This is a genomic window from Rhizobium sp. CC1099 (assembly GCF_029714385.1).
In the GTDB taxonomy this organism is placed as follows: domain Bacteria; phylum Pseudomonadota; class Alphaproteobacteria; order Rhizobiales; family Rhizobiaceae; genus Rhizobium.
In genome coordinates this window covers 2,360,292-2,375,279 of record NZ_CP121642.1, presented here as the reverse complement: position 1 = coordinate 2,375,279, position 14,988 = coordinate 2,360,292, and the positions used below count along the sequence as shown (strand labels likewise).

Genomic DNA, 14,988 nt, shown 5'->3' with positions numbered 1-14,988 from the left:
AAACGGAATTTGCGAGCAAAACACGGGTCAAATTGTATACGATTCTTTGCATAAATTGCAGACAAAAGCCTATTTCCTGTGCAAGTCGATCAAGGCCGCAATGGGCGGCGGCCCTTGGATCTTCCAAAAAAACCCAGTGATTCATGGGGGTTTGGTGCCGGTGACGAAACTGGCACGGCGGATGCATTAATCTTTCTGGAACAGGGGAAGACATGATGTCGAAAGCGGCGGAAATCGATATAGCATCCGTTTCGAAGGTTTATGGCGCGACAACTGCTGTGCACACCATCAGCTTGAAGATTCCGGCTGGATCATATTGCTGCTTCCTCGGCCCATCGGGCTGCGGGAAGACCTCGACGCTCCGCATGATCGCCGGCCATGAAAGCATCTCGTCGGGCGATATCCGCCTCGGCAATACGGTTGTGACCGACTTTCCTCCGGCCAAGCGCGGCACGGCGATGATGTTCCAGTCTTATGCGCTCTTTCCGCATCTGGACCTTATCGACAATGTTGCCTTCAGCCTGAAGATGAAGGGGGTCGGCAAGGACGAGCGCCGGGCCAAGGCGCTGGAGATGCTGAAGCTGATGCAGATGGAAGCTTACGCGACCAGGCGTCCGGCGCAGCTTTCGGGCGGCCAGCAGCAGCGCGTGGCGCTGGCGCGCGCGCTGATCACCGATCCGGAAGCGCTGCTGCTTGACGAGCCTTTGTCGGCCCTCGACCCGTTCCTGAAGATCCGGATGCGCGCGGAGCTCAAGAAGCTTCAAAAGACGCTTGGCATCACCTTCGTCCATGTGACGCACAGCCAGGAAGAGGCGATGGCGCTTGCCGACATGATTGTCGTCATGAATGACGGCAAGATCGAACAGGCGGCAGCACCGCGCCAGGTGTTCGAGCGCCCAGCAACGGCTTTCGTCGCCCGTTTCATGGGCGACCACAACGTTCTATCCGGTCGCGTCGTCTCTGCCGAAGGCGGCTTGATCACACTCAAGGTGCCGGAAGGCCAGACATTTTCCGTGCGTGGTGAGGGCAGGAAGGTGGGCGAGCCTATCGATATCGGCATCCGCACCGATCGCGTCCGCCTCGAAGCGCCGGTGGAAAAGACGCTCGGCTTCCACGGCGTGGTTTCAAACATCGAATATCGCGGCGCTTCGGTGAAGATCACCGCAATCGGCGCGGGCAGTGATGACTTCACGGTCATCGCGAGCGACGGCGATTACTTCGCCAAACCCGTATCGATCGGCGATGCGGTGTCTTTGAGTTGGACCCTGGAGGATGCCGTCCTCCTCGGCCGTGCATAAATTTCGCAATCAAAAAAGGGGAACTGACATGACGACTGAAACGAAGACCACCAAGACTGAGAAGGGCATGTCCCGCCGTTCGCTTTTGAAAACGGGCGCTGCCGCCATCGGTGCAGCCGCCGGCTCGGGCCTGATCACCGGCTTTCCGACGATTTGGGCGCAGTCCAGCATCACGCTTCGCCAGTTCGGCACCGGCGTCTCCAATATCAACGCGATCGCCGAACAGTGCAAGAAGGACCTCGGCATCACGCTTGAGATGACGGCGACGGACTCGGACGCTGCTGCACAGCGTGCCGTCACCCAGCCGGACAGCTATGACATCGCCGACATCGAATACTGGATTGCCAAGAAAGTCTTTCCGACCGGCGTCCTTCAGCCGATGGATACGTCGAAGCTGAAATATTTCGACAAGATCGTGCCGCTCTTCATCAACGGCAAGATGAAGCCGGACAGCGTCATTGCGCAGGGTACTGCACCGCATACGGTCGGCTTCGTCGGAGGCGCCGATTCCAAGACCTTCGCCAAGGAGCCGACGAAGTGGATGACGATGGTTCCGACCATTTACAACGCCGACACCCTGGGCATCCGACCGGATCTCGTCGGCCGCGAGATCACCACTTGGGCCGACATCATGGATCCGAAGTTCAAGGGCAAGACCTCGATCCTGAATATTCCCTCGATCGGCATCATGGATGCCGCGATGATCATGGAAGCCATGGGCAACATCAAATATGCCGACAAGGGCAACATGACCAAGGAAGAGATCGACAAGACGATTGAATTCCTGATCAAGGCAAAGAGCGAAGGCCAGTTCCGCGCCTTCTGGAAGAGCTTCGACGAGTCGGTCAACCTGATGGCGTCGGGCGAGGTCGTCATCCAATCCATGTGGTCGCCGGCCGTTGCCGCTGTCCGTTCCAAGGGTATTGCCTGCAAGTATCAGCCGCTCAAGGAAGGCTACCGCGCATGGGGCGGCGGTCTCGGCCTTGCCTCGCACCTCAAGGGCGCTCAGCTCGACGCCGCCTACGAGTACATCAACTGGTACACGTCCGGCTGGGTCGGCGGCTACCTCAACCGCCAGGGCTACTACTCTGCCTGCATGGAAACCGCCAAGGGCTTCATGTCGGCCGACGAATGGGGCTACTGGATCGAGGGCAAGCCGGCGCAGGGCGATATTCTCTCGCCGGAAGGCAAGGTCATGGAGAAGGCCGGCGCCGTCCGCGATGGCGGCTCCTTCGAGGCCCGCATGGGCGCTGTTGCCTGCTGGAACTCGGTCATGGACGAAGACCGCTACATGGTCCGCCGCTGGAACGAGTTCGTCGCCGCATAAGGTGTTCGCCGCGTTTGTCTCCTCAGCCCTCCCGACAGGAGGAGCGGACGGAGAGGTTGCGGCAGAAAACTCCCTCCTTCTGCGGGAGGGCTGGGGAGGGGTCTTTCGGATCCCTTCCATTTTGGTTTCCGCGAATGTCTAAGAGGATGGCAGATGGCAACGATCGCTTCCGCACAACCCGGTGAGAAGGCTGAGCGCGTTCGAAATGGCGGCTTTCGCCTGCCGCTGGCTGCGATTTCCTATCTCCAGGCCTTGCCGCTCTTTCTGATCCTCGGTTTCTTCTTCCTGCTGCCGATCGCGATGATCGCGGTCGTGAGCTTCTGGGATTACGACTTTGCGGGGCTCTATCCCGCCTTCCTCACCATGAATTATACCGAGACGCTCGGTTCATGGGTGACCTGGAAGATCTACCTTAACACGCTCAAATTCACCGTCATCGTCTGGGCGCTGACGCTCCTCATCGGCTTTTGGGTCGCCTATTTCCTGGCTTTCCATATCCGCAAGACCTCGACGCAGATGATCCTCTTCCTTGTCTGCACCGTCCCCTTCATGACGTCGAACATCATCCGCATGATCTCGTGGATTCCGGTGCTCGGCCGCAATGGGCTCGTCAATACGACGCTGATTGAGATGGGCCTCATTCCGCAGCCGATCGAGTGGTTGCTCTATTCCGAGTTCGCCGTCGTACTCGCCATGGTGCACCTTTATACGCTCTTCATGGTGACGCCGATCTTCAACACGCTGATGCGCATCGACCGCTCGCTCTTCGAGGCGGCGCGCGATGCCGGTGCCAGCGGCTGGCAAATCCTCTGGAACGTCGTCATCCCGCTTGCAAAACCCGGCATGGCGATCGGTACGATCTTCGTCGTGACGCTGGTGATGGCGGATTTTTCGACCGTGCAGGTCATGTCCGGCGGCCAGAGCGCTTCGGTCGCATTGATGATGAAAAACCAGATGTCGCTGCTGCAGTATCCGGCCGCTGCCGCAAATGCTGTCGTGCTTCTGGTCGTCGTGCTGTTGATGGTCGCCGCCATCCTGCGCGTCGTCGACATCCGCAAGGAGCTTTGAGATGAACCATGAAAAGCGAACCGTCGAATTCTATGTGCTCGCGGTCTTTTTCGCCGTCTTCGTGGTCTTTCTCTACGGCCCGCTCTCGGCGGTTTTGATCCTGTCATTCCAGGGGCCGGACGGGGGCCTGACCTTCCCGCTGAACGGGGTTTCGGTTCACTGGTTCTTCAACCTTTTCGAAAAGCAGGCCGTCGGCGATTTCGGCGCATCCTTCAAACGGTCCTTTTTGCTCGGCCTGATGGTGATGATCGTCACCGTCGTCGTTTCGCTGCTCGCAGGTCTGGCCTTCCGCCGGAAATTCCGGGGCTCGACGGCACTGTTTTATGCGACTGTTGCGAGCCTCGTTGTCCCCTCGATCATCATTTCGCTCGGCATCGGCGTCGTCTTCCAGCAGGGCGGCCTGAAGCCCGCCTGGTATTCCTCGGCTTTCGGCGCGCACCTCACCTGGACGCTGCCGTTCGGCGTGCTGATCATGTTTGCCGTCTTCAACCGCTTCTCTCCGGCCTATGAGGAAGCGGCGCGCGATCTCGGCGCAAGCTCATGGCAGACCTTCCGGCACGTCGTTTTGCCGATGATCCTGCCGAGCCTGATCGGCGTCGGCCTTTTCGGCTTCACGCTTTCCTATGACGAATTCGCCCGCACGCTGATGACGTCGGGCACCTACAACACGCTGCCGCTCGAGATCTACGGCATGACGACAAACGTCACGACGCCCGTGCTTTATGCGCTCGGAACGGTGACGACGCTCTTCTCCTTCACCATTATCCTCGTCGCGCTCGCCATCATGATGATGCTCAGCCGGCGGCAGGCAAAGATCAAATGACATGCGCATATTGCTGGTAAACCCCAACACGACGGCCTCGATGACGGAAAAGGCTGCTATCGCCGCACGCGCTGTCGCCGCAACAGGAACGGACATCATCGCTGCCACGTCCCGTATGGGACCGGTTTCGATCGAAGGCCATTATGACGGGGCGCTGGCAATCCCGGGACTGCTGATGGAGCTGAAGGAGCGCCAGGGGGCCGGCTATGACGCGGCGGTCGTCGCCTGCTTCGACGACACCGGCCTTGATGCCGCGCGCTCCTTTGCCGATGTGCCGGTGCTCGGCCTTTGCGAATCTGCGGTAGCGACGGCCGGCTTCCTGGCGCAACGCTTCACGGTCGTTACCACGCTGGAACGCTCCCGCGTGCTCATCGACAATCTTGTCCGCCGCTACGGCATGGGCGGCCGGGCGAAGGTAAGGGCGTGCGACATCCCGGTGCTCGAGCTCGAAAACGAGGGCTCTGGTGCCATCGGAAAGCTTCGGGCTGAAATCGAAAAGGCCCTTTCAGAAGATGGTGCAGAAGCAATCGTGCTCGGCTGTGCGGGCATGACCGACCTCGCGCGCGATTTGCAGGAGATCTATGGTGTTCCGGTCGTCGATGGCGTCGCCGCGGCCGTGAAGCAGGCCGAAGCGCTGGTGTCGCTCGGACTTTCGACCAGCAAGCGCGGCTCCTATGCCTCGCCGCTTCCCAAGGCCTTCACGGGCGCGATGAGCAGATTTGCCCCGATGCGGACGCCAAGCTGAGATGAGCATCTCCTTCGACTTTACGGCACTGAGCGAGCGCGAGCGCTACAAGCTGATGATCGGCACGATCATTCCGCGTCCGATCGCGCTGGTGACGACGGTGGATGAGGAGGGCCGCATCAATGCCGCTCCCTTTTCCTTCTTCAACTGCCTTTCGGCCGATCCGCCGATCCTGGCGCTGGGCGTCGAGAACCATCCGGACATGTCCTTCAAGGATACCGCCCACAATATCCGCATGACCGAGGTTTTCACCGTCAACATCGTCTCCTTTTCAATCGCCGAGGCGATGCATGTCTGCGGCGCGAAGTATCCGCGCGGTGTCGACGAACTGAAGGAGGCGGGTCTGACCGCCATGCCCGGAGTAAAGGTCGGTTCGCCCTGGATTGCGGAGGCTCCTGCCGCCTTCGAATGCCGCAGGCATGTGACGCTGGAGCTTGGCAAGTCGCGCCAGGTTATCCTCGGTGAAATCGTCTTTGCGCATTATCGTGACGGTGTTGTTGATCCGGAGCGCCTTCACGTTGATCCAGCAGCGGTCGATGCGATCGCCCGCCTTGGCGGCGACATCTGCTCCACCGTCCGCGACCGCTTCGAGATGCTGACGCCGAAGTTGTAGAGCGGCGGTTATTTGCGAGAAGCAAGCCCTGCTCGTATCTCAAGACTCTAGCGGTAATTTTCTGGAAGCGATCCTTGGGGGATAGAAGGCCGAAGACAAGCCCGATTGCCTCTGACGGGTGGTTTGACGGCTCTTTGATGTCGAACGGGCGAACCGTTTGGCGTCATTCGCCTCTTTCGCCTTCGTCACGAAAAAAGCTTTGCGCTCGCAAGCGGAACGCCAGGCACCGCGCCGATGGAATCAGATCGTCACCTGGATCCCGAGTTCGACGACACGCCCGGTCGGGAGCCGGAAATACTCAGTTGCGTTGCTGGCATTGTGCGCGAGTGCGATGAACACCCGATCCTGCCACAGCGGCATGCCGCCTTTCTCGGACGGCAAGATCGTCCTGCGCGACAGGAAAAAGGTCGTCGACATGATATCGAATTTCAGGCCGAGCTTGCGCGCCAGGATAAGGGCGCGGGGAATGTTGGGGGTCTCCATATAGCCAAAAGTGATGACGATGCGGCTGAACAGGGGATGCAGGCTCTCAAGGAAGATTTTCTCGTCATCGGCGACATAAGGTGACGGGGACGTCAGAACGGAGAGGATGATATTGTGCTCGTGCAGCACCTTGTAGTGCTTCATGCTATGCAAGAGAGCAGTAGGCGCACCTTCGACGTCACTCGTCAGAAACACTGCAGTTCCCGGCACGGTTGATGGCTTTTTCCTTGTCAGATTGTCAATGATCATCGTGAGGGGGACCTCGTCCGCCCTCGTTCTAATTGTCAGCAAGCGACGTCCGGAAATCCAGGTTTGCATCAAGAACGCAGCGGTGAGGGCCACGGCGACGGGAACCCAGCCGCCTTGTCCGAACTTTGCGACGTTGGCGACGAAGAAGCTTGTGTCGATCAGGATCAGCGGAGCGATTACGATCAATGCAAGTGTCCGTCGCCATCTCCAGACGCGTCGCGCGACGACGAAAAGCAAAATAGCGGTAATGAGCATCTCACCGGTGACGGCGATCCCGTAGGCGGCGGACAGACCGCTGGAATTTCGAAACGTGATCACCAATGCGATGACGGCGACGAACAACAAGGCATTGATCTGGGGCATGTAGATTTGTCCGGCCTGAGTTTCCGACGTATGGCGGATGCTGAAGCGCGGCAGAAGATTGAGATGCATCGCTTGGCGGATAAGGGAATATGCCCCGGATATAACCGCTTGGCTGGCAATGACGGTTGCAGCGGTAGCGAGAGCAACCACAGGAAATTGCGCCCATTCGGGCTGCATTGCAAAAAAAGGATGTTCGATGTCCTCAGGATGGCTGAGGACATATGCGCCCTGACCGAAATAATTCAAAAGCAGGCTTGGAAACACCAGCGCGAACCAGGCAAAGACGATCGGCTTGCGCCCGAAATGCCCAAGATCCACATAGAGCGCCTCAGCGCCGGTTACTGCCAGGAACACTGCACCCAGAACCGACACTGAAATTCCAGCATGCGTGCCGAGAAATTGTATGGCGTGAAGCGGATTGATGGCCGAGAGGATCAAGGGCTGTTGGAGGATGTGCGCAAGGCCGGAGACGCCAAGGGTTAAAAACCATACTGCGGTGACGGGACCGAATACCGATGCGACACCGCCCGTCCCGAACCGTTGAACGAGAAATAGTACCGTTATGATGACAACCGTGGTCGGAACGACCCAATGCGAAAGCTGCGGGGCGACCACCTCGAGGCCTTCGACCGCCGATAATACCGATATCGCAGGGGTGATAATGGCATCGCCCAGAAACAGCGACGCGCCGACAATGCCAAGAACAAGGACCCAAACCGGCCTGCCTTCAAGGCTCTCTCGGGCGAGCGTCATCAGTGAAAGTGTGCCGCCTTCTCCTTTGTTATCGGCTTTCAAAACGAAGCCGACATATTTGATGGCGACGATGGAGGTCAATGCCCAGACGATCAGAGAAAGCAAACCGAGAATTTGCTTGCCATCGACCATTCCTGACACCTGACCGGAGACTCTCAGGGCTTCGCGGAATGCATAAATCGGGCTTGTGCCGATATCGCCGTAGACGACGCCGAGGGCTCCGAGCACGAGGAGGGGAAAATTCGCCGGTCCCCGGTGATGGTTTTCGGCTTGGGGTCCGTTCCCGGGTGGCTTCGTCGAGGTCAAGGTTATTTCCTGGTTGACGATCGCTGTTCAAGCGCCGCCGACTATCCGCCGTCCCGCCGCCAAAAAAGTCCTCGAAGAGGAAACGACGAGAACGTGCAAAGAGATCCCTGCCTCGGATTGTCCTGGTGACGGTTCCTCTCGATCTGGCGCTCATAATCGCAGTTTCTGCGGTCAATGTCACGCCAGCGCAGCGATCCTTCAAGTGGATCGCGGCCGGTCGATGGCGACCGGATGCGAAGTGGAAATGCGCAGGTGGCCAAGAAAAAGCAAGGCACAACACATACCTGGAATCAGCGTTACGCATCGCGGAAAATATGTGCGCCAATCGCACACGCCCACCATATGAAACTGATTTTTTGATACAAAACAAAATCATTGAAATAACTTGCGGAAAAATCAAATTCAATAAACGAGGAACATTCATGCGGGCAAAAGCCACACTCAACCGGGAATTCACGATTTCGACCGTCGACAAGCGGGTCTACGGCTCCTTCCTTGAGCACATGGGCCGCGCCGTTTACACCGGCATCTATGAACCGGGCCATGCGAAGGCGGACAAGGACGGCTTTCGAACCGATGTTCTTGATATGGTGCGCGATCTCGACATGCCGATCGTGCGCTATCCGGGTGGCAATTTCGTCTCGGCCTATCATTGGGAAGACGGTATCGGACCGCGGGACCAGCGTCCAACCCGGCTTGATCTTGCGTGGCGAACACGTGAAACCAACCAAGTAGGCATCAACGAATTCGCCGACTGGTCGAAGCTTGCCAACACCGAGATGATGCTTGCCATGAACCTCGGCTCGCGCGGACTGAACGATGCCCGCAACTTCCTCGAATATTGCAATCATCCGGGCGGAACCTACTGGAGCGACCTGCGCGCCAAGCACGGCTACAAGGACCCGCACAATGTCCGTACCTGGTGCCTCGGAAACGAGATGGACGGTCCCTGGCAGGTCGGCCACAAGAGTGCGGCCGAGTACGGCCACCTCGCCAACGAGGTCAGCAAGGCCTTCAAATATTTCGACAAGACCCTGGAGACGGTTGTCTGCGGCTCGTCCAACGACAAGATGAAGAGTTATCCCGAATGGGAGGCGACGGTACTCGATGCGAGCTATGACAGCGTCGACTACATTTCGTTGCACAAGTACTTCGGCAACGAAGAAAACGACACGCTGAACTACTATGCCAAGGCGATCGAGCTCGATCGTTATATCGTCACCATCGGCGGCGTCATCGACTACATCAAGGCGAAGAAGCGGTCGAAGCGCGACGTGAAGATCTGCTTCGACGAATGGAACGTCTGGTATCACGACCGCAAGGAAGACGGCGAGCGTATCGCGAGCTGGGATTGGCCGGAAGCGCCGCCGCTCCTCGAAGAGCTCTATAATCTCGAAGATGCGATTTTCGTCGCTTCGCTGATCAATGTCTTCATCCGCCGCTCTGACCGGGTCAAGATCGCCTGCATGGCGCAGCTCGTCAATGTGATTGCGCCGATCCTCACCAAGGCCGGCGGTCCGGCATGGCGCCAGTCGATTTATTATCCGCTGCAATTTGCCTCGAAATACGGTCGCGGCACGGCGCTGACGGTGTCGTCATCCGGCCCGACTTACGACTGCGAGGTCGCGCAGGACGTGCCCTATCTCGATCTGTCGGCGGTGCTGCACGACGATGGCAAGACCAATAGCGCTCTTTGCGATCAACCGCAGCCTTGACGAGGCGATCGACCTCAGCGTCGACCTGCAAGGCTTCAAGGGTCTCAAGATCGTGCAACATCACGTCATGACCGGCGAGGATCTGAAAGCCAGGAACGCGGTCGAGAACCAGGAGCGCATCGTCCCAAGACCGGGCACAGGTCTTTCCATCACCGACGAGGGTGCGCTCATCGGGCCCCTGCCGGCAAAATCCTATCATTTCATACTGCTGTCTGTCGCCTCGGCGTGAACTGATTGCCATCGGGGCGGCGCAGGAGCCGCCCCGATCAAAACGACAATCGGGAGGATGCATGTCTGGTATCAAGCTGGCGAATGTCAGCAAGTCGTTCGGCTCGTTCAAGGTCATTCATGGCGTCGATACCGAGATAGAACAGGGCGAGTTCGCGGTTTTTGTCGGCCCCTCGGGCTGCGGAAAGTCGACGTTGCTCAGAATGATTGCGGGGCTGGAGGAGACGAGCGGCGGGCAAATCCGCATCGAAAACGACGACGTGACGCACAGGGAGGCCTCCAAGCGCGGCGTGGCGATGGTCTTCCAGTCCTATGCGCTTTATCCGCATCTGTCCGTTTTCGAAAACATGGCGTTCAGCCTGTCGATCGCGCGCCGGCCAAAAGCGGAGATCCAGCAGAAGGTCAAGGCGGCGGCGGACATTCTGCGTCTCGGTGACTATCTGGATCACAAGCCAAGCCAGCTTTCCGGCGGCCAGCGCCAGCGCGTGGCGATCGGTCGGGCGATCGTGCGCGAGCCGCGCGTCTTCCTGTTTGATGAGCCACTGTCCAATCTTGACGCCGAACTGCGCGTAAAGATGCGCATGGAGATCGCCCGCCTGCACCGGCAGATCGGCGCGACCATGGTCTATGTCACGCATGACCAGGTGGAGGCGATGACGCCTTGCCGACAAGATCGTCGTGCTGAGAGGAGGCGTCGTCCAGCAGGTCGGCGCGCCGCTCGAGCTCTATCGCGATCCGCAAAACATGTTCGTCGCAGGCTTCATCGGCTCGCCGGGCATGAACTTTCTGAAGGCAAAAGTCGTAAACGCAGGGCAAGGCTTTTTGCGGGTCGAGCTTGAAGACGCGCCCGGCCAGCCGTTCGATCTGCCGACGCGTACGGGTGTTGCTGCCGGCGCATCCGTCCATGTCGGCGTCCGTCCGGAGCATATCGGGCTCGGGGCGGGCGAAGGCACTGTGACGCTTCCGGCCGTGGCCGAGTTCACCGAGGAGCTCGGCGGCACCGGCTACCTGCACATTCTGACTGCGAGTGGCGCGGAAATGACGGTCGAGTGCCGCGACAGCCGCCCGCAGCCCAAGGAAAAGATCAACCTCTCTTTGAGGGTGCCCGAAATGCTGGCCTTCGACAGCGAAGGCAGGAGGCTCAGCTGATAGCCGCAATTCGGGCGTCTGCGCCCGGATTTCGGAAGTGAATGCAGGACGAGGATGCGGACCTTGGAGGAGGTTTGCGGAAAAGACCGTTTCGTACCACGCGATGGTCACAACCCATGAATTTTTCGAGGAGGAACCGACGTGAAAATACTATTGAAACTGGCCGTTTCGGCGGCAATCGCATTGCTGCCCTCGGCAGCGGCATTCGCACAGACGGATATTACCTGGTGGGATTTCTTAAGCGGAGGTGACGGTATCCGCATGAAGGCGCTCATCAAGGAGTTCAACGACACCCACCCGGACATCAAGATCAACGCGACGACGCTTGAATGGGGCGTTCCCTTCTATACGAAGGTGCAGACGTCCGCAGCCGTCGGCCAGCAGCCCGACATCATGACCTATCATATCATATGTCGCGTTATCCGCTCGCCGTTCCGACCGGCATCCTGCGGCCATTTTCGGATGAAGAGCTCGCTTCCGCCGGAATCAAGAAGGAAAACTACGTCGATGCGGCCTGGAAACAGGCGACTTTTGACAACAAGGTCTATGGCATTCCCTTCGACGTTCATTCGATCGTCCTTTACTACAACAAGACCATTTTGAAAGAGGCCGGGCTGCTGGGCGACGACGGTCTGCCCAAGGGTCTCGACGGGCTCGACAATTTCAATGCCGCGCTCGAGAAGATCAAGGCAACCGGCAAGGTCGAGTATCCGTTGTCGCTGCATACCGACGAAGGCGGTTCGATGTGGCGCGTCTTTTATACCCTGCTTTCACAGCAGGGCGCGAAGTTCATCGACGCAGACGAGATCCTGCCCGGCGATGCCGGCGTCAAGGCGCTGCAGACCATGGCGCACTGGGTCTCCACCGGCTATTCGCCGAAACTGATTTCCTATGAAGCCTCGATTGCGCTTTTCACCTCCGGCAAGGCCGCCATGCATATCAACGGCGTCTGGGAGGTGCCGACCATGGTCGACCTCCAGAAGAACGGCAATCTCGGTTTTGAATGGGGTGCCATCGAAATACCGAACCTCATGGGTACGCAGGCGACCTGGGCGGACTCGCACTCCTTCGCGATCCCGAACAGCGATGCCAAGCCGATCGCTCCGGAGAAGGTGAAGATCGTACTCGAGATCATCAACTGGATGAACGAGCACAGCATCTCCTGGGCGAGCGCGGGTCACATTCCGGCCTATAAGCCCGTGACCGACAGCAAGGAATTCAAGGAAATGCAGCCGAACGCGACCTATGCGAAGCTCGCAGACACGGCTGTCTTCGATCCGGTCTCCAAACTCGCAGGCGTCGCAGATCTACGATGCGACGCAGAACTTCGTGGTTCCGGCATTGAACGGGCAGCTCGAACCGGAAGACGCGATCGAGCAGATGCGCGAAGAACTGCAGAGCCAGATGTGAGAATTCGTCGGCCGGAGCGACCCTCCGGCCGGCGTTTGCGCTTGAAGGAGATGCTTAGTGTTCAGCAGTGAAAGACGAGGCAAGACGCTGACGGCGATCATCATGATCGCGCCGTTTCTGACCGCCTATCTGGTCGTGTTTGCCTACCCGGTCTACAAGATGTTTGCCTTGAGCTTCACCGACGCGCCACTGATCGGCGTGGGGCAGTGGGTTGGCTTCGGCAACTATGTGAAGCTTTTCGGCCAGAAGCTCTTCTATACCTCCGTGTGGAACACCGGCTATTTCGTCTTGTTGACCGTCATTCCGAATACGCTGATCGGCCTTGGTCTGGCGCTGATGGTCGTGCGGCTGAAGGGCTGGCTGCAGAGCCTGATACTCGTGCTTTTCTTCATCCCCTATATCCTGCCGGTTTCGGTCGTGACCCAGATATGGCAATGGGTGCTCGACCAGCAGTTCGGCATCGCGCAGTACATCATCGAATTCTTCACCGGCAAGCGCGTCAGTGTTTTCCGTGATCCCGTCTGGGCCATGCCGATGGTGGCCCTCGTCACGGTCTGGTGGACGAACGGCTTCAACCTTTTGCTTTTCATCGCCGGACTGCGCAATATTCCGCAGGATTATTATGAGGCTGCGATGCTCGACGGTGCGACGCGCCTCCAGTGCTTCCGCCGCATCACCTGGCCGCTGATCTGGCCGGTCACGGCGCTCGTTCTCACGCTCCAGCTTATCCTGCAGCTGAAGATTTTCGACAAGGTCTATCTGATGACCGAAGGCGGACCGTTCAACTCGACCTATGTGCTGCTGCAGCTTGTTTACCGCGAGGCCTTCCGCCTCAATCATGGTGGTGTCGGCTCGGCGGTCGCCGTGATGCTCTTCCTGATCATCATCGTCGTTTCCGTGCTGCAATACCAGCTTCTGCGCGTAAGGGAGCGCTGACACATGCCCGGCAAGACTATCGGTAACGCGCTTCTTCTCGTCCTGACCCTGTGCATCGCCTGTATGTGGGCATTCCCGATCTATTGGGCGATCGTCACATCGATCAAACCGGAGCAGGAGGTGGTATCGAAAACGACCTTCATTCCGGACGTCTTCAACTTTTCGGCCTATTACTTTGCGCTCTTCAATACCAATCTCGCCACCTGGTACATGAATTCGATCGTGACCTCGGTCACCGTCACGATCGTCGTGATCGTGATCAGCGTGATGTGCGCCTACGCGCTGTCGCAGATCGTCTTTCCGGGCCGCAAACTGCTCTATGGCATCATCCTCGCGAGCTTCATGGTGTGCCATCGCAGGCTCTTGTGGTATCGCAGTTCGTGCTTATGCACCGGCTGGGCCTGATCAAAACCTGGGGTGGCATCATCCTGCCGCAACTGGTCGTTCCGGTGGTCGTCATAGTCTACAAGCAGTTCTTCGATTCCGTTCCAAAGGAACTGCGCGAAGCGGCAAAGCTCGATGGCTGCGGGGAATTCCAGATCCTCTTCAAGCTCTATCTGCCACTGAACTGGGGAATTACCACGGCACTTGCGATCATTACCTACATCATCGCCTGGAACGCCTTCCTGTGGCCCTTCCTTGTCACGAGCTCGGAGGACATGATGACGGTTCCCGTCGGCATTACCCAGATCAGCGATGCCTTCGGCGTCAAATATGCCCGTGACATGGCCGTCGCGATCCTCGCCGCCATGCCCGTCGCAGTTGCCTATCTGCTCTTCCAGAAGCGCGTGACGCAGGCGCTGATGCTCTCTTCCGGCATCAAGGGCTAGACGAGTGAAGAACACCTTTCGGGCCGAGGTGAGAAGGCCCAGCCGGTCCGCGGCAGCTCTCCCGTGGCGCGGGCCGGCACCTATAAAAAAGGCGGCGACACCGCCGGCCACTGGACGTCACCGGGCGATTTCGGCGATCGGCGCGGCATGTACTCGCCGGCTTGGTGGAAACTCAGCGGCTCGCAGTACGGCAAGCTCAAGACCTGGACGATCGACGACAAGGGAACCTGGATCGATGGTGCGATGGTCTCGACACAGACGATTGCCTCGCTCGGTATTGCCGATCATCATTCCATTCGCTTTCGCATCGGCATTGACGAGAAGGCGGACAATCCGGGCGGCATGAATATTTTTGGCAAGGGCTTCGGGGATTTCGACCAGGACCTGGTGATGTCGATCTATTTTTGAGCAAACCAGGGAAACGGAAGGAGCTCGCCTCCTGTCATGTCGGCGAGCCCCATGAATGTCATCGACTTGGTCGAGTTCGGTGACAGCAGACAAACGTGGCTTTCGGCAAAAAGTTCCCGTGTGACGCTTGAAACTTAGCACTCTCTAGTCCGTGCGGACGTGCACGCCGAATGGCTCAGTCTTGGCGGTCGAGGATGTGAAAGACCGGAACGATGTGCGCGGTGAACTGAACGGATGCAATGCTCCATCAGCGGAATTTCAACTTCAACGTGATCGAATTTGAT

At 58.5% G+C, this 14,988-nt stretch carries 8 protein-coding genes and 5 pseudogenes; 12 read left to right on the top strand and 1 reads right to left on the bottom strand.

The genetic code is table 11. The annotated features are described in order from the left end of the window. Window positions 1–215: 215 nt before the first annotated feature. From QA644_RS32700 to QA644_RS32675, 6 genes are all read left to right on the top strand, one after another. Window positions 216–1,298, top strand: a complete 1,083-nt coding sequence (locus QA644_RS32700) for an ABC transporter ATP-binding protein (protein WP_283074076.1) — start codon at window positions 216–218, stop codon at window positions 1,296–1,298. Between the two features lie 28 nt (window positions 1,299–1,326). Next, window positions 1,327–2,625 (top strand): PotD/PotF family extracellular solute-binding protein, encoded by a 1,299-nt coding sequence (locus QA644_RS32695; RefSeq protein ID WP_283073146.1) that lies wholly within the window; start codon window positions 1,327–1,329, stop codon window positions 2,623–2,625. A 153-nt stretch (window positions 2,626–2,778) separates the two neighbouring features. Continuing rightward, complete coding sequence (locus QA644_RS32690; protein WP_283073145.1) at window positions 2,779–3,693, top strand: ABC transporter permease; 915 nt, start codon at window positions 2,779–2,781, stop codon at window positions 3,691–3,693. A 1-nt stretch (window position 3,694) separates the two neighbouring features. Further along, complete coding sequence (locus QA644_RS32685; RefSeq protein WP_239602605.1) at window positions 3,695–4,516, top strand: ABC transporter permease; 822 nt, start codon at window positions 3,695–3,697, stop codon at window positions 4,514–4,516. 1 nt (window position 4,517) lies between these two features. After that, window positions 4,518–5,261, top strand: coding sequence for an aspartate/glutamate racemase family protein (locus tag QA644_RS32680; RefSeq protein WP_283073144.1), 744 nt, complete (start codon window positions 4,518–4,520; stop codon window positions 5,259–5,261). A 1-nt stretch (window position 5,262) separates the two neighbouring features. Further along, window positions 5,263–5,874 carry a flavin reductase family protein gene (locus QA644_RS32675; protein ID WP_283073143.1) on the top strand — a complete coding sequence of 204 codons (612 nt, stop codon included), beginning with the start codon at window positions 5,263–5,265 and terminating at the stop codon, window positions 5,872–5,874. A gap of 240 nt (window positions 5,875–6,114) precedes the next feature. Here QA644_RS32675 and QA644_RS32670 read toward each other — a convergent pair whose 3' ends face one another. Beyond that, the gene (locus QA644_RS32670; RefSeq protein ID WP_283074075.1) at window positions 6,115–7,950 is read right to left on the bottom strand and encodes a potassium transporter Kup; all 1,836 of its coding nucleotides are present in this window, start codon (window positions 7,948–7,950) and stop codon (window positions 6,115–6,117) included. A 500-nt stretch (window positions 7,951–8,450) separates the two neighbouring features. On the opposite strand from QA644_RS32670, the pseudogene QA644_RS32665 reads away from it, so the two are divergent. From QA644_RS32665 to QA644_RS32640, 6 genes and pseudogenes are all read left to right on the top strand, one after another. Continuing rightward, window positions 8,451–9,972, top strand: a pseudogene (locus tag QA644_RS32665) (alpha-N-arabinofuranosidase). 61 nt (window positions 9,973–10,033) lie between these two features. Then, window positions 10,034–11,120 (top strand): annotated as a pseudogene (ugpC, locus tag QA644_RS32660) (sn-glycerol-3-phosphate ABC transporter ATP-binding protein UgpC). A 141-nt stretch (window positions 11,121–11,261) separates the two neighbouring features. Beyond that, a pseudogene (locus tag QA644_RS32655) lies at window positions 11,262–12,530 on the top strand (ABC transporter substrate-binding protein). Between the two features lie 102 nt (window positions 12,531–12,632). Further along, window positions 12,633–13,466, top strand: coding sequence for a sugar ABC transporter permease (locus tag QA644_RS32650; protein WP_283074074.1), 834 nt, complete (start codon window positions 12,633–12,635; stop codon window positions 13,464–13,466). Window positions 13,467–13,469: 3 nt separating this feature from the next. Further along, window positions 13,470–14,296: pseudogene (locus QA644_RS32645) on the top strand (carbohydrate ABC transporter permease). 102 nt (window positions 14,297–14,398) lie between these two features. Next, window positions 14,399–14,704 (top strand): annotated as a pseudogene (locus tag QA644_RS32640) (transcriptional regulator); the annotation flags it as partial. Between the last annotated feature and the right edge of the window lie 284 nt (window positions 14,705–14,988).